We start from the raw sequence: 26,927 nt of genomic DNA, 5'->3' as shown, positions 1-26,927 counted from the left end.
TCAAGTTAGAAAGGATAGGAGAGAATTGAAAAATAATCCTAAAACTGTCACAAATTCGCCCCAAAAAGGACCTATTATGTTCATTATGATATTAGGGGCTTTCATTGCAACCTTAAACCAAACACTCATGAGCGTCGCTACTCCTGAATTAATGGTTGAATTTAAAATCACAGCTGCAACAGCCCAGTGGTTAACAACAGGTTACATGCTGGTAAACGGTGTCTTGATCCCCATTACCGCTTACTTAATGCAGCGGTTTACCACACGTCAGCTTTTTCAAGCGTCCATGTTTATCTTTCTAGCTGGGACCATCGTTTCTGCTATTGCAACGGGATTTCCTTTATTATTGACCGGACGCATGATTCAGGCGGCTGGTGCAGGAATCATCATGCCGCTGCTTACGAATGTCATTCTGACCATCTTTCCTCCGAACAAACGAGGAGCAGCCATGGGGATGGTCGGGCTTGCGATTATTTTCGCCCCAGCCATTGGTCCTACCATAGCCGGCTATATTATTGAAAACTACAAATGGGAAACAATGTTTTACGGAATGATTCCATTTGCTATCGTTGTTATTGTACTGGGATTCATTTTTCTCCGAAATGTATCTGATCGTATCAAGACAAAACTGGATATCCTAAGTGTTGTCCTCTCTACCATTGGTTTTGGTGCCCTACTATATGGTTTCAGCCGAGCTGGAAGCCTTGGATGGTCAGACATGGAGGTACTAAGTACGATCGCAGTAGGCATCTTGGCCCTAGCACTCTTTTCATGGAAGCAGATGAAATCGCAAAATCCGCTGCTTGACTTGCGTGCATTCAAGTATAATATGTTCTCCTTAACGACCATTATCAATATCGCGGTTACGATGGTGATGTATGCAGATATGATGCTGCTTCCGCTTTACCTTCAGAATATCCGTGGTTACACAGCCATTGAGTCCGGTCTTCTCCTTCTTCCAGGTGCGCTGATAATGGGCTTCCTTATGCCAGTTACAGGGAAGTTGTTCGATCGCTTTGGCGCAAAATGGCTAACTGTTATCGGAATGATTATTACCATTCTGACAACGATGGGCTTTACCAACTTGACAGATTCGACAAGCTATACCTTTTTGGTTCTGATGTCAACAGGGCGTCGCATTGGGATGGCCTTGATGATGATGCCTTTACAGACGGCTGGTTTGAATCAATTGCCACAAAAGTTAAGTGCTCACGGAACAGCCATAAGCAATACCATTCGGCAAGTGGCTGGTGCCGTCGGAACTTCACTTCTCGTTACCGTTATGTCAGACCGAACGAAATCACATCTGCAGGATATGGCTCCTAATGCAGCTGCTAAAGGCTTTACCCAAGGGCAGCTTATTAAGGAAGCCACCATTCAGGGTATTAATGACGCCTATCTTGTCATTATTGGGATCGGCATCATCGGATTACTACTTTCCTTCTTTATAAAGAAGGTAAAACAAGCTTCCGAAATAGAGCCCAAAGCAACTTTGGGAAAGGTACCACAAAGAAGCTTGGAAACTACCTAACTTAACCAACATCCATTGTATGGAGAAGTTTAATAGAGTATTAATTTAGTACATTTATAAATGTGTTAAAACCGTCGAGATTTATCTTGACGGTTTTTGTTTTTTTAGTTTATGAAACATTGTTCTTAAACTAAACCAGCAAATAGTTTGTCAACATTTTTAATAAAAAGATTAATAACCTCATACGTTTTTAATTTGTCATAATACTCGACGATATGATTGTGTCCGCTACGTCTGACGATTTAACAATATTAACTTCCAATAGATGTTAGTTTTACTTCTGTTGCCACTAAGTACATGCTCCTCCAATGAAATCCTATCAAAACAAATTATAAGTAAAATTTTAACAATAAATATCAATATATTATTTTGTTTTATATTTTTGTATAATACATAACAAGAGTCTATACATCGGGATAAAATGCGTATAACTGTTGGGAAAGCCCAGTAAATGTCACTGATAACATCCTTTTGAAAGGGTATTCATCATTGTAAATAAATTTTTTACTTCAAATTAACAGGAGGGATAGATCATTTATTGGTTTTTTAGAAACAAATCTTTATATTTTAAGCTTATTTGTATATTTATAACAATTATCTTACTATCTATAACCATCTCAACAGCACTACCAGCTCATCAATATTCAAAGCAGATTGAACAGCAAGCGAATGTTCATACGAGGAAAGATATTGAGCAAGTGAAAAAAAATATTGAGTCACATATTAAGGAATTAGAAAATATTACAGAGTATTTAAGCAGGACCGAAAATGTAAGCGATTTTTTGCTCGTTCAAAAGTCCGCTGCTGGTCTGCAATCTAAAATAAAAACGCAGATGAAAATGTATACGGATACACACCCAGAGATTGCAGGGGTTTTAATAGTTAACAAGTCCGACTTGTTAATAAGTAATGAAATGTCCAGAACGACAAGGGATCCTCTAACCAATGCGAGTTGGTATAAGCAAGCAGCTAATGCTCCTTCTGTGATTCATTTGGAAAGCAGGCCAATCGGCAGGAACCTCACCACAAGTCCAAAATACAGCGCGGATGAAGTGCTGTCAGTTACCAAAGCGGTCATAAATGAAAAAACAGGTGAGGTTTTGGGAGTTATTCTGATAGATTGGAAGCTTGATACAATTAATAATGAAATCCGGAACATGGGCTTTGGTGCGCATGGATTTGTATACGTTATAGATGAACAGTCTCGTATAGTGTATACCCCAGTTAATAAAATCGTTTATCGTATAAAGGATTCTTGGTTCAATAATAGAAAATCAGGAAGTTTTATTAAAAACATTCAAGATACTGATTTCCAGGTGATGTATGACTACTCTGAATATACTAGATGGAAGATTGTTGGAGTTTTCTCAATTAATGAAACCCTTGCTTTTATAAAGGATATGAGATGGACTGCTGGAATTATTGCAATGGTTGTGCTGATTCTGGCAATTTTTGCAGCCGCTTTTTTCACATCGTCGATTACAAGGCCTCTCAGTCAACTTAGCTCACTAATGAAAAAGGCAGCACAAGGAGACTTGGACAATAAATTTGAAAGTAAAAATGAAGATGAAATTAAGCAGCTTGGAGACAGTTTTAATAGCATGATTGAATCGATTAAAAACCTTCTCAATCTCATTAATTTGATAGAGAAACGAAAGCGTGAGGCAGAGTTAAAGGTTCTGCAAGAGCAAATTAAGCCTCATTTTCTTTACAACACATTTGATACCATTAAGTGGATGGCCATGGAATATCAAGCAAAGGACATTATGGACGTGATTGATGCGTTGACAAAACTTTTTCGGATTGGGTTGAGTAAGGGAAAAGAAAGTATAAAGGTATCAGAAGAGATTGAGCACATAAAAAGTTATCTGATTATTCAGATGACTAGATATGAGGATAAATTTGATTATGTTATCGATGTACAGGAGGAGGCTAAAGAACTTTTTGTTCTCAAACTCATCTTGCAGCCTTTAGTAGAAAACTCGATTTATCATGCGATTAAAACCAAGAGAGGTCGAGGAAAAATATTAATTCAAGTAAAGATCATTGATAACAAGCTATTTCTAAGTGTAACGGATGATGGAAATGGAATGAATCCAGAAATGATAACAAAATTAAATCAACGTCTGCAAAAAACAGGGATGATTGGCGGTGCAGATTCGGGTGGATATGGCATGTTGAATGTAAATGAAAGAATTAAGCTCTCTTTTGGAAATGACTATGGTTTAATCGTACACAGCATAGAAAATAATGGAACAACGGTAGAGATTTGGCACCCAATCGTCCGAGAGGGGTAAAGCTGATAGGTTTTTCTTTCATTTTATTAGGGGGAATGGAAATGTTGAAATTACTTATTGCTGATGATGAACCTAAAATCATTAGAGGGTTGAAAAAATCTCTGAATTGGGATGAATGGAATATACAAATTGCAGGTGAAGCTCAAGATGGGGAGACTGCATTTGAATTAGCCCTGGAGGTTAAGCCTGATATTCTTTTTTTGGATATCAATATGCCTTTCCTTAATGGATTGCAATTGATTGGAAAACTGAAAAAGGAGCTGCCTTCTTCCATTATTATCATAATCAGTGGACATGATGAATTTTCTTACGCACAAGAGGCCCTTCGATTAAATGTATTTGAATACTTACTAAAACCAGTTAATCCTAATGACCTGAAAAGAACTGTTACCAAAGCGGTCAACCATTTGAATGAATCTAGAAGAAGTAATCAATTGGTCCAATGGATGAATGAGCAATTGGAAGAGAATGTCGATTTGGTTAGAAACAGCTTTCTCTGCAAGTGGGTTAAAGGGCAGTTAAATGAAGAGGAAATTCATAAGCAGCTCCACTATTTTCGTCTGGATTGGGAAAAAGTTGGGATTTTTGTAATTAAGCCAAACAGGATAGCTGTAGAAGGAAATATCGGAGATGCTTGGGAAATGGACCTATTGTTTTTTAGCATGCAAAACATTATCGATGAATTACTCGATGCTTTCGAGCCACGTGTTGTTTTCCGGGATGAAAGCAATCATATCGTAGCAATGATACCTACGGAAGAGTTAGAGCCAATGGATCTGTTATGTGACCAATTTGAAGAGGTTATCGAAAAGTTGACAGGTAAAAAAATAATGATAACCAAAAAAGTTGTAGAAAAGCCACCAACCGAAATCCCAGATGTTTATAGTAATTTCATCAAAGAGCTTAACGAACAATCTATGATTATGCCAGTGGTTATTTTGGCTAAAAGATATATTGAGAGACATTACTACAAACAAGATTTAACCCTCCAGGAAGTAGCTCAAGAAGTTAATGTTAGTCCAAGTTATTTAAGCCGGCTTTTAAAGGAAGAATTAGGTTCTTCCTTTATCGATTACTTAACCCAAGTCAGGATTCAATATGCGATTAAATTTATGGAAAACCCATCATACAAAATTTATGAAATTGCGGATAAAGTCGGTTATAATACTCAGCATTATTTTAGTACAGCTTTTAAAAAGGTAATGGGTGTATCTCCTTCTAATTATGTTAAGGAGGTAGGGCATTAGTGAAAGCCGGGTTTCGGATTAAGAAAAGATATTGGATGACAATTTTAGTCTTAATAATCCTTGGATGGTTTGGCTTTAAAGCAGCGCATGCTTCTCACAAGTCGAATGAAGGGACAAAATTTGTTATAGGTGTGTCCCAGGCAAATTTAACTGAACCTTGGCGAGTCGCTATGAATAATGAAATTAAAAGTGAATCAGATCGATATAAAGATTTGCATGTGATTTATACTGATGCAGCTCATAGTATTGATAAACAGAAGCAAGATATTAATAAATTACTTGATTTTGGGATTGACTTGTTGATTATCTCCACTAATGATTCCAAAAGTTTAACACCTATAATCGCTAAGGTGCATAAAAAAATACCGGTTATCGTCTTAGGTCGAGCAATCGACGGGTATGATTATAGCTTATTTATTGGACCAGCCAATGAGGTCATTGGCAGAAACGCCGGGCAATTGGTGGCAGATCTGGCTGGAGATAAAAAAGTAAATTTAGTAGAAATACAAGGACTCTCCCAATCACCTCCAGTGATTGAAAGAAGTAAGGGCTTCAATGAAATAATCGAAAATCATCCTAATATTCACCAGGTGGATACGATAGTTGCAGATTGGAATCGAGATAAAGCCGAAGATGAGGTCATAGAGAGGCTAAAAAAGAACCGCAAAATCAATTTCGTCTTCGCACATAGTGATGCAATGGCTCTTGGGGTACATAGGGCATTAGAAAAAAAGGGAATTCAAGGAGTTAATATCATTGGCGTGGATGGACTAGAAGGTGATGATGGAGGACTTGATTTGGTTAGACGTAACATTTTGAAGGGGACCTTCGCCTATAGGACTGGTGGCAATGAATCAATTCAGTATGCGATGGATCTTTTACAAGGCAAATCTGGTATTCCCAAAAAAATACTTTTGCGTGTGAATAAAATTACGAAAGAAAATGTGGACCAATACGTACAAACAAAACAAAATACATTTGATGAACCTAAAAAACTAAAAAAACATATTGTTTTAGGATTTGTACAAGTGGGCAAAGAGAGCAGCTGGAGAGCGGCAAATTCCTCCTCGATTAAAAAAGCTGCCCAAGACTTTGACATTGATCTTAAATTTAAAAATGCGAATCAAAGTATAGATAATCAAATTGAAGCTATTCGAAACTTTATTAAGGAGCGGGTAGACGTTATTGCATTTTCGCCGGTTGTCCAAACCGGGTATGAAGAGGTTTTAAGGGAGGCTAAACGGGCCGGAATTCCTGTTATCTTGACGGATCGTGAATTGGACTTTAATGATGATTCACTTTGGCTGACTTCTATTGGCTCCGATTTTCAAGAGGAGGGTAGGAGAGCTGCGAGATGGCTTCTAGGATTTACCAAAGAAGTAAAGAAGGATATTAATATCGTAGAATTGCAGGGAACACAGGGGTCTTCACCAGCGGTTTATCGGAAAAGGGGATTTGAAGAACTGCTAAAAAGTAATACAAACTATCACATCATCGCTTCCCAATCAGCTGATTTTACGAAAGAGGCAGGTAAACGTGTCATGAAAGAGATGTTGGAAAGGTATGGGGATAAGATTCAGGTCGTTTACTCCCATAATGATGACATGGCACTGGGAGCGATTGAGGCAATTGAAGAGGCTGGGAAAAGGCCTGGGAAAGATATTTTGATTATTTCAGTAGATGCAACCAAAGAAGCATTTAATGCCCTATTTTCAGGTAAATTGAATTTGACGGTGGAGTGTAATCCATTATTAGGACCTGAATTAATGAAAGTGATATTAGATTATCAAGAAGGAAAAGAGATTCCAGTCAAAATCGTTACAAAGGAAGGGATTTTTAGTCAAGACAACGCCAAACGGGAATTCATTAATCGGGCATATTAATTCTTGAACTATACAAAGAACTCGAAAAATAACAAAAAAAGATATAAATCAAAAACCTTTGAAGTTTTCTATAAAATTAAAACATCTAGTGAATAGACCTTGAAACCACGTTAAAAGTGGTTTTAAGGTCTATTTTTCTTTTTTGTATACTTAGTTAAACTAGTAAGCAAAGTTTCTATTGATAAAATTTTGCTATAAAAATAATGTGTTGTATTTTATAAAATATCGTAGATTTTTATAAAGATTGTCTACAACTGATTTGATATACTCTCACATATGAAAGCGTTTAAATATTATTTTTTAAGGAGGTATTACACAACCCTATGAAAAAAGTAGTTTCGAAAATTATGTTATCAACACTACTATTATCATCCTTTTCAACTGCAGCCTATGCGGATAACCCTATCATTAAGGATAAGTTCACCGGAGACCCGGCTGCGCTCGTTCAGGGTGACAAGGTTTATCTCTATGCAGGACACGATGAAGCGAGTGCGGGTGGAAATTTTTATTACATGCCAGAATGGGTCATTTATTCTTCAACTGATATGGAGAATTGGAAACAAGAAGGTTCACTTAGCGTCAAGGATACCTTCTCATGGGCAAGGGAAGATGCCGCATGGGCGAGTCAAGTAATCGAGAGAGACGGTACCTTTTATTGGTATGTAGCCACTAATAATAAGGACGGTAGTGGATATTGTATTGGTGTAGCTACCTCCCAAAGTCCAACTGAAGGGTTTAAGGACGCACTTGGAAAGCCATTGATTACCAATCAAATGACGACCTCTAACATTTCATGGGATGATATTGATCCTACAGTATTGGTGGATGATAACGGACAGGGGTACCTATACTGGGGAAATTCGTATCCATACTATGCAAAGCTCAAACCGAACATGATCGAGCTAGACGGAGATATTCAAAAGGTTACCATCAATAACTTGAAAGGTGGTTTCACAGAAGCTCCGTGGATTCATAAACGGAATGGCAAATATTATTTATCATTTGCTCATAATTGGCCAGAAGGACTAGCTTATGCAATGAGTGAGAGCCCTACCGGTCCATGGGAATATAAGGGAATGCTTATGGATCCGTTCACCTCAGACCCTAATGATAAAAAGAATAGTAATACTAGTCATCAATCCATTATTGATTTCAAAGGAAAGTCGTACATTATTTATCATACCGCTGCTTTGCCAACTGGAAGTTCATACAGACGCTCAGTCTCAATTGATCGATTATACTACAATCCCGACGGCACAATAAAAAAAGTTGTCCCTACTTCCACAGGCTTGGATGGTGAAGGACAGAAGCTGCAGTCGTACAGTTTCCTAGACCGCTATATTAGGCACTATAACAATGATGCACGGATTGATCCTTTAGACGTATTAAATATTTCAAATTTTGATGCCAGATGGCAGATAGTCCCTGGACTAGCGAATTCAGGAGAGGAGTATGCTTCCATTCAGTCTGTGAATAAGCCAGGATTCTATTTAAGACATAGTAATAATGACCTCGCACTCGTAAAAAATGACGGTACTGATTTATTCAAAGCTGATGCCACATTTAAAAAGGTGCCTGGTTTTTCGGATCCAAACTGGGCTTCCTTTCAGTCATATAACTTCCCGAATTTATTTATTAAGCAAAAGGATTACTTATTGAAGTTAGAGCAAGTGAATACCGAAGGAGATAAAGAGAATGCAACTTTTAAGATGTCAGAAGCAAATGTAAAGGATGTCCAACTGAATATTGATAGTCTTACACTGCAACAAAATAATGAAAGCAGTTTGTCTGCTGTTGTATTACCAAGTAGTGTACTTAATCAAAAAGTGACTTTTACATCCAGTGATCCTAATGTCGTATCCATTTCTAATTCTACTTATAATCCTGAAGATGGAAAGACAACCGTTACAATTGCTGCGAAATCTCCGGGTAAGGCTGATATTATTGCTACAACCGACGAAGGACAATTCGCTGATTCGGCTACTATTACTGTAGAAAAACAGATGCCTACAACTATAAAGGATTTAAAAATATCTGTGAATAATAGAAAAGTTCTAATCGAAGGCTATTTGACCAAGAAAAAAGGGCTGGATGTAGCCGTTAGAGTTACAGCGCCAAATGGTAAATTGGATTATCTTGATCAAATTACCACGGAAGACGACGGTAAATTCAGTTATGTCTTTACACTTTCGAATCATGCAGCTGGTAAATATGATGTCAGTCTCGGTGCTGCAGACTTAAGTGAAATAGTGAATACCAGCTTCCAATATAAGACCGGACCACAAAATCAATGAATATCTTGAAATACTTAACTAGGTATCTAAGCACTAGTTTAGGAGAAACAATCTAATAATCTAAAAAGTCAATCTTATGTAAGAATCATAAGGAGGGATTAAATATGAAGTTAAAAAAAACAATTCATTGTGTACTGGCAGTTACACTTTTGTCGGTTCCAACAACGATTATTCCTTCGTGGGCAGCTACAATAACACCAGAAACAACAAGTACTGTTGACCAGGCAACTGGGAGTACTTCAGTAACGGAGGAAGGTCTCACAACTTGGTATAAATTCGATCAATTAAACGGGACATCAATAACTGATGCCTCTGGTCATGGCAAGGATGCCACCGTTATGAACGGGGCTTCCTTGGCTACAGTGGCAGGCAGGACCGGTATTGATCTTGAGCATACGAAAAGCCAATATGTCCAATTGCCAAAAGGTATTATGAGTACACTGGATGATTTCACCATCTCCACATGGATATATCTGGATTCAAAAACAGGAAATTGGACTCGAATTTTTGATTTTGGAACCGGAGCTAATGCAGGGAAAATTTTCCTTACAGAAAACCTGTATTTGGATGTAGTAGGACGAGTGGCAGATGCCACTCCGAGTGCCCCGAAGGTCAGTGAATGGACGCATATCGCTGTCAGCAAATCAGGAACAGCTTACACAATCTATGTTAATGGCAAGGTTGGTGCGACTGGAACTACAACCAAGAAACCATCTGATTTTGGAGAAACCGCCTATAACTATATTGGAAAATCGAATTGGCCTGATCCTTATTTTGACGGTAAAGTGAGTGATTTCCGCATCTATAATAGAGGATTGAGTGGAGAAGAAATCCAGCAGGTTGTCTCTGAATCTATGACGGATCAAGAAGCCGTTGGGAAAATTGCAGGAACATTGAGCGTCGATGATACTTCAAAAGTAATTCAAGATTTAAAATTACCTGTGATTGCTGACTATGGGGTATCGATCTCTTGGAAATCGGATTCTCCTTCTGTTATTTCCGATACCGGTGTAGTGACAAGACCTGCAAAAGACCAAAAGGATGCAAGTGTTACCTTGACAGCGACAATTAGCCGGAATGGGTATTCAGAAACGAAAAACTTTACGGTCACAGTGCTGGCTGACAATATCGTATCTATTGAAGACGTAAATCTGAGAACAATGGTAGATTTCCCACCTAAGTTTCCTAAGAAGGTAACAGTACACTATTATGATGGTCATACCGAGCAACTTGATGTAGATTGGAACTCTATTTCAAATGATGATTTCTCACAGACTGGGAAACTTGAAGTCAAGGGCTCTGTCTATGGTACCAAAATTCAGCCTGTTGCCAATATAAGTATTACTAAGATTGCTAAAGTTGACGAGGTGAACGTTAAGACAAAACAGGGCACCGCGCCACAGATTCCATCTACTGTAGATGTACATTATAGTGACGGATCCACTGGAACACTTAATGTGGATTGGGCAGAAGTGAACAAACAAGATTATACTAAAACTGGAACCTTTACCGTTAAAGGGGAGGCAACAACCTATGAATATACTGACCCATTGATTGAGCAAAGAGCAGATCCTCACATTTTTAAGCATACTGATGGCTATTATTATTTCACAGCATCGGTTCCTGAATATAACCGCATAGTTTTGCGGAGAGCAAAAACTCTTCAGGGCCTTGCCACAGCAGAGGAAAAAGTAATTTGGACCAAACATGCTACAGGGGATATGGGAGCGCATATTTGGGCTCCTGAAATCCATTTTATCGATGGAAAATGGTACATTTACTTTGCAGCGGGAGCAGCGGAAGATATTTGGAAAATCCGTCCATATGTTCTCGAGTGCGGAGATGCGAATCCACTTACAGGAACATGGACAGAAAAAGGCATGATGCAGAAACCAGCAGGCAGTACGGCCTTCACCAATTTTTCCTTAGATTCCACCACATTCGAGAACAATGGCAAACGTTATTTCGCCTGGGCACAGAAGGATGGCGGAAATTCGAATCTTTATATCGCTGAAATGAGTAATCCATGGACAATTACAGGGAAACCGGTTATGATCTCCACTCCGGATTACGCTTGGGAAAGACAGGGATTTTGGGTCAATGAGGCACCGAGTGTATTAAAGCGGAATGGAAAAATATTCATGACTTTTTCTGCAAGCGCCACCGATGCTAACTATTGCTTGGGGTTATTGACCGCTTCGGATACTAGTGATCTATTAGATCCTAAGTCATGGAACAAATCGCCAGAACCAGTGTTGAAAAGCGATGAAACAACGGGCCTTTACGGACCGGGACATAATGCCTTTACTGTAGCGGAAGATGGGAAAACGGATATCCTGGTTTATCATGCCCGCTCCTACAAAGATATTCAAGGGGATCCCCTGTATGATCCAAACCGGCATACTAGGGTGAAGAGAATAACATGGAATGCTGATGGTACACCGAATTTCTCAAGTGTTCCTGTAGATGGAGCCGTACCTGGACCTGCTATTTCAGTAAAGGCGAATGTGACTGTCGATGACAATGCGGAATTTTCGGTCGTCACTGATTTTAGTTCAAAACAACTACATCCGAAGGAAAAATTAAGTGCTAAAGTTCAGGTTACGAGCAACAAGAGCACTGCTCAGTCTATTTTAGTGACAATGGCTCTGTACGACAGTGATAATCAACTGGTGGACATCCAGTCTCTGACCCAAAGCATCGCAGCTGGTTCTAAGTCTTCTTTCTCTTTGAGCATGAAGATGCCTGCCAAAGTGGATGGTCACAAAGTGAAGGTCTTTGTGTGGGAAGGAAAAGAAATTGAATCCTCTTCACTAAAGCCTGTATCGTCACCAAAAGTTTTGCAATAATAAAAAAATCAGGGCTAAGCTATGCTAGTCCTGATTTTTTTGTATGATAGGGTAGGCTCAATCTATCGCATAGGACATCAAACAAATTGAAGAATTAGGATTGTTAAAATAAGCCAGAATGATCATTAAATAGACCCCAAAAACTACTAAATAGTAGGTTTGAGGGTCTATTTTTTTATTTTTAAAAAAATAATCACTTAAATATTATATTTTCTAATGTAAAAAAGAAAGCGGAATATTATAAAAAAACGCATTTCATTGAAAATACATCACTAGAGTAATTATTTATAATAAACATAGATTCAAATTAATTAAGGGGGAAGTCATATGAAAAAATTTAAAAAATTGTTTACTGCATTAATTTCAACGGCAACTACGATCTCATTAATGACAGGATGTGCTGCCGGGAACAACCAACAGGCGAGTAGTGGTTCAAGTGGTGGGAAAGATGGGAAGATTGTCGTTGGTTTTTCACAAGTAGGAGCTGAAAGCGAGTGGAGAACAGCTAATACTAAGTCAGTCAAAGAAAGTGCAGAAAAAGACCCACAAATTGAATTAAAGTTCTCAGATGCCCAGCAAAAACAGGAAAACCAAATTAAAGCAATCCGTTCTTTTATTGCTCAGAAGGTGGATGTAATCGCTTTCTCTCCTGTTGTTCAAACAGGTTTTGATACAGTTCTTCAAGAAGCGAAAACAGCAGGTATTCCTGTTATATTAACTGACCGTGCTGTAGATGCCGATCCATCCCTTTATAAAACGATGATTGGATCAGATTTCGTTGAGGAAGGCAAGAAAGCGGCACAATGGATGTTGGACAATGTAAAAACGGATAAGCCGGTAAATATCGTTGAGCTCCAAGGAACGGTAGGTTCTGCTCCTGCCATTGACCGAAAAGCTGGTTTTGAAGAAATAATCAAAGATCATACCAATTATAAAATTATTAAATCTCAAACAGGTGACTTTACCCGTACTAAGGGTAAAGAAGTAATGGAAGCATTCTTAAAGTCTAATGGAAAAAATATCAATGTTGTATATTCTCACAATGACGATATGGCAATCGGTGCAATTCAAGCGATCGAAGAATATGGCTTAACTCCAGGGAAAGATATCAAAATCATTTCTGTTGATGGTGTAAAAGGTGCTTTTGAGGCGATGATGGCTGGCAAGTTAAATGCCTCTATTGAATGTAACCCATTATTAGGAGAACAGTTGATGCAAGCCATTAAGGATGTTAAAGCAGGTAAAGAATTACCAAAGTGGATTAAGACAGAAGAAGGCATCTTTGATACAACTAATGCAGCAAAGGAATTCCCTAATCGACAATATTAAAAGCTTTTTTAGATATAGGAGCTCTCTTATTAGGGAACTCCTATATTACTCATAAAATAAACAAAAGGAGCATTAAAACAATGTTCATACAAGAGAAACCAATTCTATACATGGAAGGTGTCACAAAGTCCTTTCCTGGAGTGAAGGCTTTGTCTGACGTTAACTTTACTCTTCGTAAAGGAGAAGTTCATGCTCTCATGGGTGAAAACGGTGCAGGTAAATCAACGTTAATTAAAGTGCTAACCGGAGTCCACAATTTAGATGGAGGTACCATCCTTTTCGACGAACAGAACATTGAGCCGAAATCTCCGCTAGATGCCCAAAATATTGGAATCAGCACCGTTTACCAGGAAGTGAATTTATGCCCTAATTTGACAGTAGCAGAAAATATTTTTATTGGCAGACCACCGAAAAAAGGCGGCAGAATCGATTGGAAGTTAATGAACCAAGAATCACAAGAAATCCTGAAGCGAGTAAATCTCGATATTGATCCGACTAAATTACTCTCTTCTTACTCTGTTGCCATTCAACAAATGATTGCGATTGCTCGCGCAGTTGATATTTCAGCAGGTGTATTAATCTTGGATGAACCGACCGCGAGTTTGGATGAAAACGAAGTAAAACAGTTGTTTAAGATCATGCGTAAGTTGCGTGATGAAGGAATGGGAATCGTATTTGTCACACATTTCTTAGATCAAGTTTATGAAATAACGGATCGTATCACAGTCCTTCGGAACGGTAAACTCATTGGCGAGTACAAAACGAGTGAATTATCTAGGATAGAATTAGTAACTAAAATGGTTGGTAGAGAAATCGATGAAAAAGAACACAGCAAACAAAACAAAAGTATAGTTTCTTCATTAAAGAAAAAGGAAGAACATTTCTTAAAAGCTGTCAGTCTAGGAAAAAAAGGTACGATAGAGCCATTTGATCTGGAAATGAAAAAAGGGGAAGTACTTGGTCTTGCTGGTTTACTTGGTTCCGGCAGGTCTGAAATTGCTAGACTGATATTTGGAATTGATAAAGCAGACGATGGTGTCATTTATATAGATGAAAAAAAGATTTCGGCCATGTATCCTAAAAAAGCTATACAACAAGGGATGGGATTTTGTCCGGAAGATCGTAAAAAAGAGGGCATCATTGGAGAATTAACTATCAGGGAAAACATGATTCTTGCTCTTCAGGCTAAAAGAGGCATATTCAATTATATCTCTAGAAAAGAACAAGAGGAAATCGCTAATAAATATATTAAAATGCTGCGAATAGCTACCCCATCTATGGAACAACAAATCAGAAATCTAAGTGGAGGTAATCAACAAAAAGTGATTCTTGGCAGATGGCTGGCAACCAATCCGAAATTGCTTATACTAGATGAACCTACTCGTGGAATTGATGTAGGAACTCGGACGGAAATTCAAAAATTAATACGAACACTTGCTAATGATGGTATGACGGTTTTGCTTATTTCCTCCGAATTGGAAGAATTAGTAGCTTGTTGCGATCGGGTAATTGTTTTGCGTGACCGTTCTCCGATTGGACAGCTTCGCGGAGAGAATATATCAGAAAGTATTATTATGAAAACTATAGCAGGAGCTGGCGCAAATGTTTCTTAATCAATGGAATAAACTGAGGCATTTAAAGGTATTTTGGCCTTTAATGGCCCTCTTAGCATTACTTATATTTAATTATTTTTTTATACCAGGTTTTTTTAACATCGAAATCAAGAATGGTCATTTATTTGGAACCATAATTGACATATTAAATCGGGCGGCTCCGCTTATTATTGTATCTATTGGTATGACCTTAGTTATTGCAACAGCTGGTGTGGATATCTCGGTTGGAGCTGTTGTGGCGATATCAGGTGCAATGGCAGCTTACCTGATCGGAGGAACTCTGGTTGTTAACAATGGAGTTCAAGAGTATGTAAGTGATACGCCTATGGCGCTAGCCATCCTTGCTGCCCTTGGTGCTTCCGTCCTTTGCGGAATGTGGAATGGCGCATTGGTGTCTAAAATAGGTGTTCAACCAATGGTAGCCACCCTTATCCTTATGACAGTTGGACGGGGAATTGCGCAGCTGTTCAGTGAAGGACAAATTATCACTGTCTACTATAAACCGTTTAGCTTTTTTGGTGGTGGATACTTTTTAGGAATACCGTTTGCTATTTTTGTTGCCGCTGTATTGGGGTTACTAGTTTACTTGCTTATGAGAAAAACCGCAATGGGATTGTTTTTAGAGTCGGTAGGAGGAAACATGGAATCCAGCCGATTTACTGGGATTAATTCGAAGAAGATCATCTTCTGGGCTTATGTAATCTGTGGTTTGTGCGCAGGGATCGCAGGAATCTTGATTAGTTCGAATGTGAAGAGTGCAGATGGAAATAACGCTGGATTATGGATGGAGTTAGATGCAATATTAGCAGTCGTCATTGGTGGTACTTCAATGAACGGTGGAAGGTTTTTCCTATCAGGTACCATTATCGGTGCTCTTTTCCTTCAAATGTTAAAAACAACAATTTATTCCACTGGAGTTCCTCCTGAAAGTATACTCGTGGTGGAAGCAATTGTAGTAATTATTGTATCGCTTGTACAATCGGAAAAATTCAGAAGCTTATTTATCTTAAAAATGGGCAGCAAGCGTAAGAAGGGAGTAATTCAATCCAATGAGAAACATGCTGCGAGTTAGTCAATTAAATATCACGTTAATTTCGACCATCATTCTATTTCTTTCCTTATTTAGTGTAGGTTCTTTTCGTTATACGGGCTTTTTATCATCGCAAGTCTTTCTGAATCTATTTATCGACAATGCTTTTTTAATCATCATTGCTACAGGATTAGTATTTGTCATATTATCTGGTGGAATCGATTTGTCAGTAGGATCGGTTGTTGCGCTAACCACTATGGTGTCCGCAAGTATGCTTCAGAAAGGTGCAAACCCGGTTATTGTTATGGTTGTAGTTCTTTTAATGGGAATCATATTTGGATTTGCACAAGGATACATCATTCAGCGTTTTCAATTGCATCCTTGGATTGTTACATTAGCAGGTTTGTTTTTGGCCAGAGGACTTTGTTATTTTATTAGCATTGAATCTATTACTATCACAGATCCTTTATTTACCAAGATATCTCACTATAAGATTATGCTGGGTGGCCAATATTTTATTTCCATTAGTGTATTGATTAGTATTGTGTTTGTATTGGCAGCCATGTATGTGGCTAAATATACAGAGTTTGGTCGGACTGTTTACGCCATTGGTGGAAACGAACAATCGGCTATGCTTATGGGACTGCCTGTTGTAAGAACTAAAATTCTTATATACGCTATCAGTGGCTTTAGTTCTGCCCTCGGAGGCTTGGTTTTCACCTTCTACATGTTGTCTGGATATGGGCTTCACGCATTAGGTCTAGAAATGGATGCCATTGCAGCATGTGTCATAGGTGGAATCCTTTTAACCGGCGGGTATGGATATGTTGTTGGTCCAATGTTTGGCGTGCTGAGTATGGGAGTAATTCAAACCATTATCATGTTTGAAGGTACACTCAGTTCATGGTGGACAAGAATTGTAATTGGAGTCTTATTGTTTGTTTTTATCGTACTTCAACGCATAATCGTCATTCAGAGTGAAAGAAACAAAACGATTATTAAAAGAAAAGAAAGAAAAGCACTCGCTACCTGAATCAACGATAGAGGGAAATCTGAAGTGAATTTACTATAATAAAACCATTTTGATCAGGAGGGGAAACATGAACAAGAGGAAAAGGCTTTCAACTTTTTTATTAACCTTCATGCTCTTTAATGCCGTATCAGGAATAGTTCCGAAATCCACATTTGCTGAGGAACCAAAAGAAGTAAAGTTAATTCTTGATTATGATATGAACAATATTGAAGGTACAACAGTTAAAGATAGCACTGGGAATTTTGATGGAAAGCTGGTGAATTTCCAAAACGCTGACCTTATTAAGGGGACAGATGCAGGAGTTATAAGCTTTAAAGGCGGTTCTACTAGTTCATATATTGAAATGCCTAAAGGTGTCTTAAATAATTTGGATAGTATCACCGTTTCTTCTTTGGTGAATTGGAAGGGTGTTAATGAAGCCGAATGGTTATATGCGTTAGGTCAGGACAGTAACAAATATTTGTTTACGACGCCGAAGCGTAACTCGGGTGACCGCTCTTCAAGAGCAGGACTCGGGATAACAAGCTGGATGAATGAAGCAGGTGTAAATGCGACAAATGGGCCATTAAAGTCGAGTGAATGGAAGTTGATAACTACTGTTATGTCAGGTGTAGAAAAAACGATAAAGCTGTACATTGATGGGGTTGAAGTGGGTACTGGTTCTACAAACGGTTATACATTAGCACAAATCAACAATGTTAATGGAAGAAGTGGTTTTATTGGGCGTTCATTTTATTCTTCTGACCCGTATTTTGGAGGAATGATCGCAGATTTTAAAGTGTTTGATGGAGCTTTGACAGCAACAGAAGTAAGTAAACTAAAAGAAGAAGCTGATAAAAAAATTGCTGCCATGGATGGACTACTGCTAAATCACGCTGCTGAAAAATTAGATTACTCCATTTTTATCAATCAGAACCAAAACAAAGACGAAATTAATTCGGATTTATCTTTCCCTAAAAATGGGGCATTTGGAACATCCATCACTTGGGAATCACAAAATCAAAACATTATTACAAATGATGGTAAAGTTAATAGACCTTCTTATGAAAATGGTGACCAATCGGTAGGAATTATAGCTACTATATTGGAAGGTACAAAGACTTTGACAAAAGAATTTACCGTTACTGTATTAAAGAAACCTCAAGATTCAGTGACCGTTCGAATGGATGCAGAGGATTTGAAAGTTCATAACATTAATGATGTTCGCGGCAATCTAACTTTACCGAAATCGGGAGCTAATGGTTCTATGATCACATGGAAATCAACTGACCCTTCCATCATTACACCAACTGGAGAAGTGAAACGTCCTGGAAATGGTGTAGGAGATAAAATGGTTAAATTGACAGCAACTCTCACATTACACAAGGAATCAATCACAAAAGCATTTTTAGCTAAAGTGAAAGAAATGCCGAAAAAGGAGAACTATGAAGGATACGTCTTCAGTTATTTTACAGGAGAAGGTTATTCGAATGGTGAACAAATTTATTTTGCCTTAAGTGAAGGAAACAATCCACTTAAATGGCAGGAGTTAAACAATGGGGCGCCAGCAATCACTTCTAATTTGGGTGAAAAAGGACTTAGAGATCCATTTATCATTCGTTCCCCTGAAGGTGATAAGTTCTATTTAATTTCCACAGATTTAAAAATTAATGGAGATTGGAATTGGGACAGATCCCAAAGGACAGGCAGCCGCTCTATAATGGTGTGGGAATCTACTGATTTAATTAATTGGTCAGAGCAAAGAATGGTAGAAGTATCTCCAAAAGAGGCTGGAAATACATGGGCTCCGGAAGTTACGTATGATGACACGACTGGTGAGTATATTGTGTTCTGGGCTTCCAAATTGTATGACAATGAAGCGCATAGCGGCTCTACTTACAACAAAATGATGTATAGCAAAACAAGAGATTTCCATACGTTTACGGAACCAAAAGTTTATATGGATTATGGATATTCAGTTATTGATACCACCATCATTAAGGATGACGGAAAAATCTATCGTTTTACAAAAGATGAAAGAAACAACACGACATCTTCACCAAACGGTAAATTTGTTTTTGGAGAAGTTGGGGATTCGGTTCTTGATCCTACTTTTGATCTTATTAAAGAAGGGATTGGAAAAGGATCAATCGGTGCAGGTGAAGGACCTACCATTTTTAAATCGAATACGGAAGAAAAGTGGTATATGTTTATTGATGAATTTGGCGGTAGAGGGTATGTTCCTTTTGAAACAACCAATTTACAGTCTGGTGAGTGGAAGATGTCAACAAACTATAGTTTACCAGCACGCCCTCGCCATGGAACCGTAATGCCGATTACAAAACGGGAACATGAAGCATTACTTGCAAATGTTCCAACAGTCAAGAAGCAAGAGCCCGTTCAACAAGTACCACGCGTTACTGTGGATAAGGAAAAATTGGAGTTAGCAGAAGGAAAAGCTGCACAGTTGACTGCAACAGTAACACCTGAGAGTGTTGTCAATAAAGATGTTCTATGGTCCAGTAATAATGAAGAAGTAGCAGTAGTGGATGAAACGGGTAAAGTTACTGCGAAAAAAGAAGGTACTGCAAAGATTAGTGTAACAACAGTCGATGGTGGTAATATGGCTGTTAGTGAGGTCATCGTAGAGAAACAGAAGGACTTAACACGTCCAGAAGGGCATTTTACGATTAATACTGGTGCGGAATTTACAAAAGATCCGAATGTGACTCTATTGCTTGAAGCAAAAGATGATTTAAGCGGAGTGAACCAGGTTCGCTTTTCCACGAATGCTAAGGACTGGACAGAGTGGGAAGCGTATAAGACAGTTAAAGAATTCACCTTGCCTTCAAGAGATGGGGAGAAAACAGTTTATGTTGAATTTAACGACCATGCTGGAAATGTAAGTGAAACGTATCAACAAAAAATAATACTTGATACGACTGCTCCTTTGATTCAATTTATCGGTAATGAAGGTACGTATCCTGTTGATGCAAAGATAGCGATTTCCTGTAGTATATCGGATGAAGGGTCAGGGGTTGATTCCTCTAATTGCCCTAGTACTGAAGGATATGCGTATAACTTCGGCATTGGTGTTCATACAATCTCAGCTTCGGCTACTGACAAGGCGGGGAATACAGCAGTAGCTGAAAATAAGTTTACCGTAACTGTTGATTTTGATAGTTTAAGCCGATTGACCCAATCTTTTGTAAGTAAGGATGGGGTGTCGCATTCACTTGTTGCAAAACTCCAGTCGGCAAAAGAAGCGGCCGCTAAAGGTAACAAACAGGCCGTAGACGGTAAACTTAAGGCGTACGTAAATGAATTGTCAGCCCAAAGCGGGAAAGCAATTACTGAACAACAGGCAAATATTTTGATTGATTTGATGGATAATCTCTTATTTAAATGAAAATACATCAGTTAGGAATTTTTTTATAGTGAACATGTAGTTAAATACGTTATGAATTAATGATTACGAGTGCCCATAAACAGGAAAACCAAATTAAATCAAGACATAATGAAAGGAGAAAAAGGAGGTACGGTACGTGTTACTGTTTAAATTGGTACAAACCGAAAAGAAAATAATGGAATACCAGCAGGCGATGTATGACTTAGCAAAAGTAAGTGGACTAAATGATCCGCATGTATTATCTATAAGTCAAAAGTTAGATAAAGAAATTCTGTTTTTTCAAAAAAATTCAATAAATATACCCAAAGTACCTAAATACAAACCAGTAGTCAGGTTTTAACAATTAGTAGGAAGCATTCTGTAAAATTACAGGGTTTAATAACTTTAATAATTATATATACTCATATACTGATTATTTAGTGATAGGATGACTCAGAAGGTAAAGTATTCTATTAGTGTTGATTACGGAACAGAAGAGTTAATGTGTAGTTAAAAAATTTTAATATAAATCCATAGTGATATTACCCCCTTTTAATTGGAGGGGATTTTTTTATGGCAAAAAAACAATGTGTGTTAATTTTATGATAATCGGTAAATAATTTACCGAAATTATATAAATCAAGTAAATTATTTATTGTTAATATTTAGTTTTATTTAACTAGTCCGCTAATGTATTTATTCACTAATCTTAATTTATAAACAACTTTAGACAAATAATAGAGAAGAATATATAATCATTATGAGGAAAAAACATGAAAAGAGGAGAAATAATGGATATAAAACGGCAAAATGTCGATTTTGGTAATTCGGTCTTTCAAACCCTTGTGGACGGTTATTATTTTGAAATTCCTACAAATGTAGTAGAAATAACGAGGGAAAAGGCAGACGGCCACTTTCCGTCTACCTTCCATGATCCCCAATCCCTTCTTCAAAGTTTACTCATTTCAACTACGATAGACGGTGTTGAGAAATATTATTTGGTGGGCGATTCAGCGGAAAAACAAGTGTTAGGAAACAGTCATATCAACAAACTTCATGATAAAACGGAATCTGAGATTCCCTATGTGATGTTCCTGGCGTCAGTTGCTTATTACAATGTATTAAAAGGAAACGACAAAGAAGATAAACGAGTGAACATTAATTATTTTTCTACTATGCTTCCAATTTGGTTGCTTAAGAAAACGAACAAGTTCAGTGATATGCAAAATAAAATGGCAAGCCGATTTGAAGGGGAGCACCAAGTAACGATTTTAACACCAGGATTTGAAAGAGTTGTATCCATTCATGTCGAAACAAGCAAATGCCGGATTGAAAGTGAAGTTGCTCGTTGGGCAATTAAAAAAGATTTTGATTTACAAGATCGAGAGGAAGCAAATTCATTTCTAAACTTTGAAACTCTAATTGTGGATTTAGGAGGAGGGACTGTTGATCTTGCGTTGCTTCAAGCAGGACTTCAAGCTCCTAAGAGCAGGGAATCATTAAATTGCTTCGCCGACATTTCGTATCTAAAACACATTGAGAAACTAAGAAGTGAAAAGTTACTGGAGTACTTTGATGATGTTCGTTCACTAGAAGAATTCATTATCAATAACATTGAAAAAACAAAAATGGAGCAGAGGGATGGAAATAGCGGTAAAAAGGTTGATCTCACTGAGCAAATCCATGAGTCATTAAGGGAGTACACGCAAATTTTAATAACGAAAATTGAAAACACATTCCCGTCACCTAAAGATAAGGTCTATAAATATGTTTATATTGGTGGAATTGCCGGCATCCTGAAACAATTCATCCAAGAATCGATCGATATAAGGTATGGAGTCGAAATTAGAGAGCAACATCATCTATTCCTTCAAGATACAAGAAAATTAAATTTATACGGTCTAGAAATAATAAGCAGGCATGAAACAAACGTAGTTTTCGCCTAAGAAGAGGGAGGAGAACATATGAGCAACAAAGATTATCTTCATGGGGAGAAGTCTGCTTTCGGATTAGACAATATGTATTCACATCTAGGTGCACAGATGATTGCACCATTTTACGCACTATCGAGCCTTTTTTTAACTGCTGTTAATCTCCAAACGGATGTGGGCAAATTAATGAATAAGGAATCAGGAAGTAAGGACCAACGTATAATGTTTACTTTAGAAACTTCGAAAATTTCTCCAAAGGTCCATTCAATTCTTGAGCAAAAGGCAAAAGAAAATGAGCTGGAGGATTATATAACGAAGCTTGTTGAGCAAGATGTAGAAAAATTGGACAAAGAAGAAGAGACCATAACTGTATTGGATACACTTCGTAAAGAATTTTTAGGTAAGATCAACCTACTTAAACAAGAATTCGCTTCACGTGTTGTTGTAGATCCTAATGAGATTGGATCCGGGCAAGCATACGAGCTGCGGAATTTTGTAAAGAAACTCGGTGAGCAAAAATTAGACAAGGAAGAATTCCAAACGTTGTTAAACTCCCTTCGAAGCGATTTATTAGATGAAATTAGCTTGCTTAAAAATGAGCTTGCTTTCCGTCCTGATGTTCCTTCCAATCCAAATAAGCAAAATCCTCCTGTAGAACCTGCGGAGGTAGTGACGGATATTAAAGAAGGACAATTACTCGAAAGTGATCGAGTAAAAGGGACTATTGAAGAAGTCATAGATATGGATTTTTAAATATGAAATAGCGGAGTGATGCTCTGCTACTTTAATAAAACGTCCAAGAGATTCCTCTTGGACGTTCGTTGTAAACGGAAGAAGGAACCAACTTCTGTACTCCACAAAAAGTTTGCAAATCCTAAAATCTTTGTTAATCTGACCGTTGTTCCAGCCAATCTCCTATTGTTGGATAAGTGACTTTTGTTGCTTTAGAGCCAAATGCTACAGATACTTGTCCGGTTGGAAGAGAAATATGCGTTTTATCTTTGCTGTATATTACTTTCATTAACGCTTCCACCAGGTGCGGCTGGGCAATATGATCTCTTTCAGCAGAAAAGTTAGGGTAAATATGTGAAGAAAAAGTATATACTTTATAAAATAACTAATTGACAAGCTTCTCATATAGGTGTAAATTACATATAGTGTTTTTTATTAATTAGGAGGCTTTTTATAATGGAATTAAACAATGAGTTCGTTACTAATTTTGGTGAATCTCTATTAAACATTTGGACAAACAGTTTGGACAAGGTGACCGATTCTCAAAAAGAAATAGAAAATCTTTTGCTTCAAGCATTTACAACACAAAAAGAATCATTGGAGAAAATTGCTGAAGGAATGGACTTTATCCAAGAACAACAGAAAAAATTAATTGCAGATGTTCGCGATTATGTAATGCAAAATGTTGAAACAGTTTACGGTGAACAAGCAAGCCAAACTTTCGAAAAGTGGTATGCTCAACTAGATGAAATAAATAACCGTGTTCAACAGTTAACCTCCACTCCATACAAAGAAAGTTTAAATTTATTAAATCAGTCACAAGGGCAGTTCCAACAATCGATTAAAAATAGTATCGAACAGCAAAGAAAGATTCGTGAAGAGGCTGTAAATCAATTTAAAACTGCACAAAAAGGATTTATGGATTTATTTGAATCCAACACAAAAGTGGCATTTAATTTGTTTAAGTAGAACAGCGAATTTTCGCTATTATATTTACAATGTACATATAATATATATATCCTACCACTGAAGGGGCAATGGTAGCCACCATTGTGGAACGTAATTAAAATATAGTTCAACAATTTGATTATTTTCAATGCTGGCCTTCTAATATCCTTATCTTGCTCTCATATTTTGGAATATTTAATACTTCTATCATTCTGGGAAAAGATACTAGTCAGATGACGTTAAATGATATTATTCAAGACTTTGTTCATGTTATTGAAACAAAAACGAAGGCGATAAATAGTTATAATGGAAAGAACGTCCTTCATATTAAGAATAATGCTTTATTTTGGAAGGTAAAGTCTGTATTTCGTTCTGCTATTTTTTATTAAATTCTATTAAATATGAGAAATTTTTTTGTTTTATAGACTAACAAAGATTTCCTTTTTGTTTAAATCACAATGATAAAGAAATTGGAGAAAATATACCTTAATCTTTATCAACGGGTGCAAAGAAAGGAGTTGCCATTTGGCAGCTCCTTGTTGTGTTAATAAGCAGTTTAGCTGAACCAGAATTTCGCATTATATTCGATCCTCTGTAGTGGAAATCTTGGCTGCAAGGATGGAAAACGGGTGCTTTGGTCTTAGAACAAAATGGACGAGTCTTTTGTGTTTTTATATACCAATTAATATTCTAAACAGGAATTTTCTATTATAACCGTAAACACAAAACTATAATTCTATAGGGTGTGGTTTGGGCGGGGATACTTTTTGTGGCAGGTCCGTATATAACAATTAGATCTCTGTTCGCAGGGGTTCTTGAAAAGAGTTGCCCATTTGTTAATACTATTTGAGTATATGGAGAAATATTTAATCGTAATTGTCCATCACTACTCTCCAACTCACTATTAAAATAATCTACTTTTACATTCTGATATGGGCTATCTTTTACCATGATAAGTGCTTGATATTGTGGAGGGTAAATAAGTAGAGCAGGTGCATTTCCGTCATAATATCCAGTCACGTGATCTCCTACTGCCACCATTACATGGTCAACAAAGTAAGTTGTGGGTGACACCACGAAATTTACTAATGCTCCCAATCCGTTTTCTACAGATATTAATTTATAACAGCCTTCACCTTCACCATTTTGACCTGTAAAAAAATCACTAATATAATAGTCATAGGAAGTTGAAAAAATTTACATTCAGTTTTCGGAAAATTATAAATATTGAATCAGACCTGTAGATAATAACCAAACTTTCGCACCTAGATGATCATATGACCTAACTTAAAGTAACATAAATTAACACTAGGAGGAGCTATTTTGTCATTAAGCCATGAGATTGTACATGCTATTCGTCAAAGACAGAAAAAAGGATTGCCAGAGGAAATTCGTGAAAAGGTGATTCTTCATATATGCGATACAATTGCCATTTCCTTAGCTTCTTATAAAGGAGCACCTATCGCTTTAAAATCTATAGCGGGTCTTTCTATTGGTGTAAAAGGTGGGGCGGGTCGAGTAATAGGAAGTGAGCATCGATTACCTCCAGCCTATGCTGCATTTGCTAATACGGCTTTAGCACATGCTTTAGACTATGATGATATTAATGATTTAGCTAGAATCCTTCCAACCCCTATTACATTAGCTGCCGCATTAGCAGCTGCTGACGCTGAGGATTCAAGGAGTACGGATCTTATTACTGTAGTTGCACTAGGAAACGAGTTATTGTGTCGACTGGGATATGCAATCGAACCCAGGGGTACTGGTACGGATTCCAAATGGTTCTTAAGTCAACTGTTTGGTTATTTAGGTGCAGCCATAACTGCTGGACTGGTCCTTGGATTAGATGATAATGAGTTAGTTAACGCCTTAGGACTGGCATATATGCAAGTAGCTGGCGGTAAGGAACCCGGTGTTGGTACTGGTTCCCAAGCTAGATCAATTTATCCGGCATTTTCATCAATGGGAGGTGTTCAAGCAGCATTATTAGCCCGAGAAGGGGTGACAGCACCTGCAAGTTGTCTGGATGGGAAGACGGGTCTCTTTCTAAATTATTTTGGGAAGAATTTAAATGAAAAACAACGAAGCGTATTATTGAACTCTGAAACATGGGCGTTTTCCGATACATCTATTAAACTTTATCCTAGCTGTCGTTACTCACATCCCTTTATTAAATCTGCCCTTGTACTTCGGACCCATTGTAGGCATGATGAAATTGACCAAATTGTGATAGGGGTAAATGAAACAGCGAATATGTTATGTCAACCACTTGCGGATCGTTGTCATCCTAAAACATTACAAGATGCTAAATTTAGTATTCCCTTTATTGTGGCATTTACATTTGTGCATGGGAGTGTTCACTTGAATAATTTGACGGAGAGGGCCCTTATGGATACCGAAGTGTTAGATTTATCTAATCGTATAAAAATTGAGCAAACACAGGCTGATACGCCTGGAATTCCTTTAGGTGATATTAAGATAGTAACCGCTAAAGGTACAAAAAGACATATAGAACGGATTTACCCTGAAACATCGTTTGATGAAGTTAAGAAGAAGTTTATCGAATGTTGTCAGTATGCAAACGTAGCCGATCCTGAAATGCTGTGGGATACGTTAATCAATAATCTAGATTTTGATGAAGTGAATAGATTACCAATGATTATTCATTAGTTCTTAAGGATCAGTCCCCCAAAGGAGTAAAGTATTACTCCTTTGGGGGACTGATCCTTTTTGTTGTCGTTGATTGACTCCAAATCTCTATGCAGACAACATTATATCAAGAAAATTTCAATTACCAACCATAACTCAACTAGTTTATAATAAAAGGATATCCAAATTGGGTA

Annotated in this window: 18 protein-coding genes; 16 read left to right on the top strand and 2 right to left on the bottom strand. The window is 37.5% G+C overall.

Annotation, left to right across the window (positions count from 1 at the left end; translation table 11 throughout):
* The first annotated feature begins 76 nt into the window (after positions 1-76).
* The 14 genes from QF028_RS16800 to QF028_RS16735 all read left to right on the top strand — a co-directional run bounded on the left by QF028_RS16800 (position 77) and on the right by QF028_RS16735 (position 23,157).
* Complete coding sequence (locus tag QF028_RS16800) at positions 77-1,531, top strand: DHA2 family efflux MFS transporter permease subunit (protein ID WP_429467074.1); 1,455 nt, start codon at positions 77-79, stop codon at positions 1,529-1,531.
* A 530-nt stretch (positions 1,532-2,061) separates the two neighbouring features.
* Complete coding sequence (locus QF028_RS16795) at positions 2,062-3,828, top strand: cache domain-containing sensor histidine kinase (protein WP_429472390.1); 1,767 nt, start codon at positions 2,062-2,064, stop codon at positions 3,826-3,828.
* Positions 3,829-3,869: 41 nt separating this feature from the next.
* Entirely contained in the window at positions 3,870-5,075 is a 1,206-nt protein-coding gene (locus tag QF028_RS16790) for a response regulator transcription factor (RefSeq protein ID WP_429467072.1), read from the top strand.
* Positions 5,075-6,958 (top strand): substrate-binding domain-containing protein, encoded by a 1,884-nt coding sequence (locus QF028_RS16785; protein WP_429467070.1) that lies wholly within the window; start codon positions 5,075-5,077, stop codon positions 6,956-6,958. Before QF028_RS16790 ends, QF028_RS16785 begins: the two co-directional genes overlap by 1 nt.
* Before the next feature lie 323 nt (positions 6,959-7,281).
* Complete coding sequence (locus tag QF028_RS16780) at positions 7,282-9,252, top strand: family 43 glycosylhydrolase (protein WP_429467068.1); 1,971 nt, start codon at positions 7,282-7,284, stop codon at positions 9,250-9,252.
* 104 nt (positions 9,253-9,356) lie between these two features.
* Positions 9,357-12,101, top strand: a complete 2,745-nt coding sequence (locus tag QF028_RS16775) for a family 43 glycosylhydrolase (protein ID WP_429467066.1) — start codon at positions 9,357-9,359, stop codon at positions 12,099-12,101.
* Between the two features lie 327 nt (positions 12,102-12,428).
* Entirely contained in the window at positions 12,429-13,430 is a 1,002-nt protein-coding gene (locus QF028_RS16770) for an ABC transporter substrate-binding protein (RefSeq protein WP_429467064.1), read from the top strand.
* An 80-nt stretch (positions 13,431-13,510) separates the two neighbouring features.
* Positions 13,511-15,043 carry a sugar ABC transporter ATP-binding protein gene (locus QF028_RS16765; protein WP_429467062.1) on the top strand — a complete coding sequence of 511 codons (1,533 nt, stop codon included), beginning with the start codon at positions 13,511-13,513 and terminating at the stop codon, positions 15,041-15,043.
* A complete protein-coding gene (locus tag QF028_RS16760) occupies positions 15,033-16,115 on the top strand; it encodes an ABC transporter permease (protein WP_429467060.1) in 1,083 nt (360 codons plus the stop codon). Before QF028_RS16765 ends, QF028_RS16760 begins: the two co-directional genes overlap by 11 nt.
* Positions 16,093-17,106: a galactofuranose ABC transporter, permease protein YjfF gene (gene yjfF, locus QF028_RS16755; protein ID WP_429467058.1), complete on the top strand. Its 1,014-nt coding sequence runs from the start codon at positions 16,093-16,095 to the stop codon at positions 17,104-17,106. The genes QF028_RS16760 and yjfF overlap by 23 nt, the downstream gene beginning before the upstream one ends.
* Positions 17,107-17,173: 67 nt before the next feature.
* A complete protein-coding gene (locus QF028_RS16750; protein ID WP_429467056.1) occupies positions 17,174-20,494 on the top strand; it encodes an immunoglobulin-like domain-containing protein in 3,321 nt (1,106 codons plus the stop codon).
* Positions 20,495-20,630: 136 nt separating this feature from the next.
* On the top strand, positions 20,631-20,834 hold the full coding sequence (locus tag QF028_RS16745; RefSeq protein WP_429467054.1) for an aspartyl-phosphate phosphatase Spo0E family protein: 204 nt from the start codon (positions 20,631-20,633) through the stop codon (positions 20,832-20,834).
* A 430-nt stretch (positions 20,835-21,264) separates the two neighbouring features.
* Positions 21,265-22,419, top strand: coding sequence for a hypothetical protein (locus QF028_RS16740; protein ID WP_429472388.1), 1,155 nt, complete (start codon positions 21,265-21,267; stop codon positions 22,417-22,419).
* Positions 22,420-22,437: 18 nt separating this feature from the next.
* Positions 22,438-23,157, top strand: coding sequence for a hypothetical protein (locus QF028_RS16735; protein WP_429467052.1), 720 nt, complete (start codon positions 22,438-22,440; stop codon positions 23,155-23,157).
* 133 nt (positions 23,158-23,290) lie between these two features.
* Here the strand turns inward: QF028_RS16735 and QF028_RS16730 are convergent, their stop codons facing one another.
* Positions 23,291-23,425, bottom strand: coding sequence for a hypothetical protein (locus QF028_RS16730; RefSeq protein ID WP_429467050.1), 135 nt, complete (start codon positions 23,423-23,425; stop codon positions 23,291-23,293).
* 167 nt (positions 23,426-23,592) lie between these two features.
* Between QF028_RS16730 and QF028_RS16725 the strand changes: the two genes are divergently transcribed.
* Positions 23,593-24,105: a hypothetical protein gene (locus tag QF028_RS16725; protein ID WP_429467048.1), complete on the top strand. Its 513-nt coding sequence runs from the start codon at positions 23,593-23,595 to the stop codon at positions 24,103-24,105.
* A 687-nt stretch (positions 24,106-24,792) separates the two neighbouring features.
* On the opposite strand, the gene QF028_RS16720 is transcribed toward QF028_RS16725, so the two are convergent.
* Positions 24,793-25,281 carry a hypothetical protein gene (locus QF028_RS16720; protein WP_429472386.1) on the bottom strand — a complete coding sequence of 163 codons (489 nt, stop codon included), beginning with the start codon at positions 25,279-25,281 and terminating at the stop codon, positions 24,793-24,795.
* Between the two features lie 126 nt (positions 25,282-25,407).
* Between QF028_RS16720 and QF028_RS16715 the strand changes: the two genes are divergently transcribed.
* A complete protein-coding gene (locus QF028_RS16715) occupies positions 25,408-26,754 on the top strand; it encodes an MmgE/PrpD family protein (RefSeq protein ID WP_429467046.1) in 1,347 nt (448 codons plus the stop codon).
* Positions 26,755-26,927 lie beyond the last annotated feature (173 nt).

It is taken from the genome of Neobacillus sp. B4I6 (assembly GCF_050434045.1).
Taxonomy (GTDB): Bacteria; Bacillota; Bacilli; order Bacillales; family Cytobacillaceae; genus Neobacillus.
This window is presented reverse-complemented; position numbering and strand designations above follow the sequence as displayed.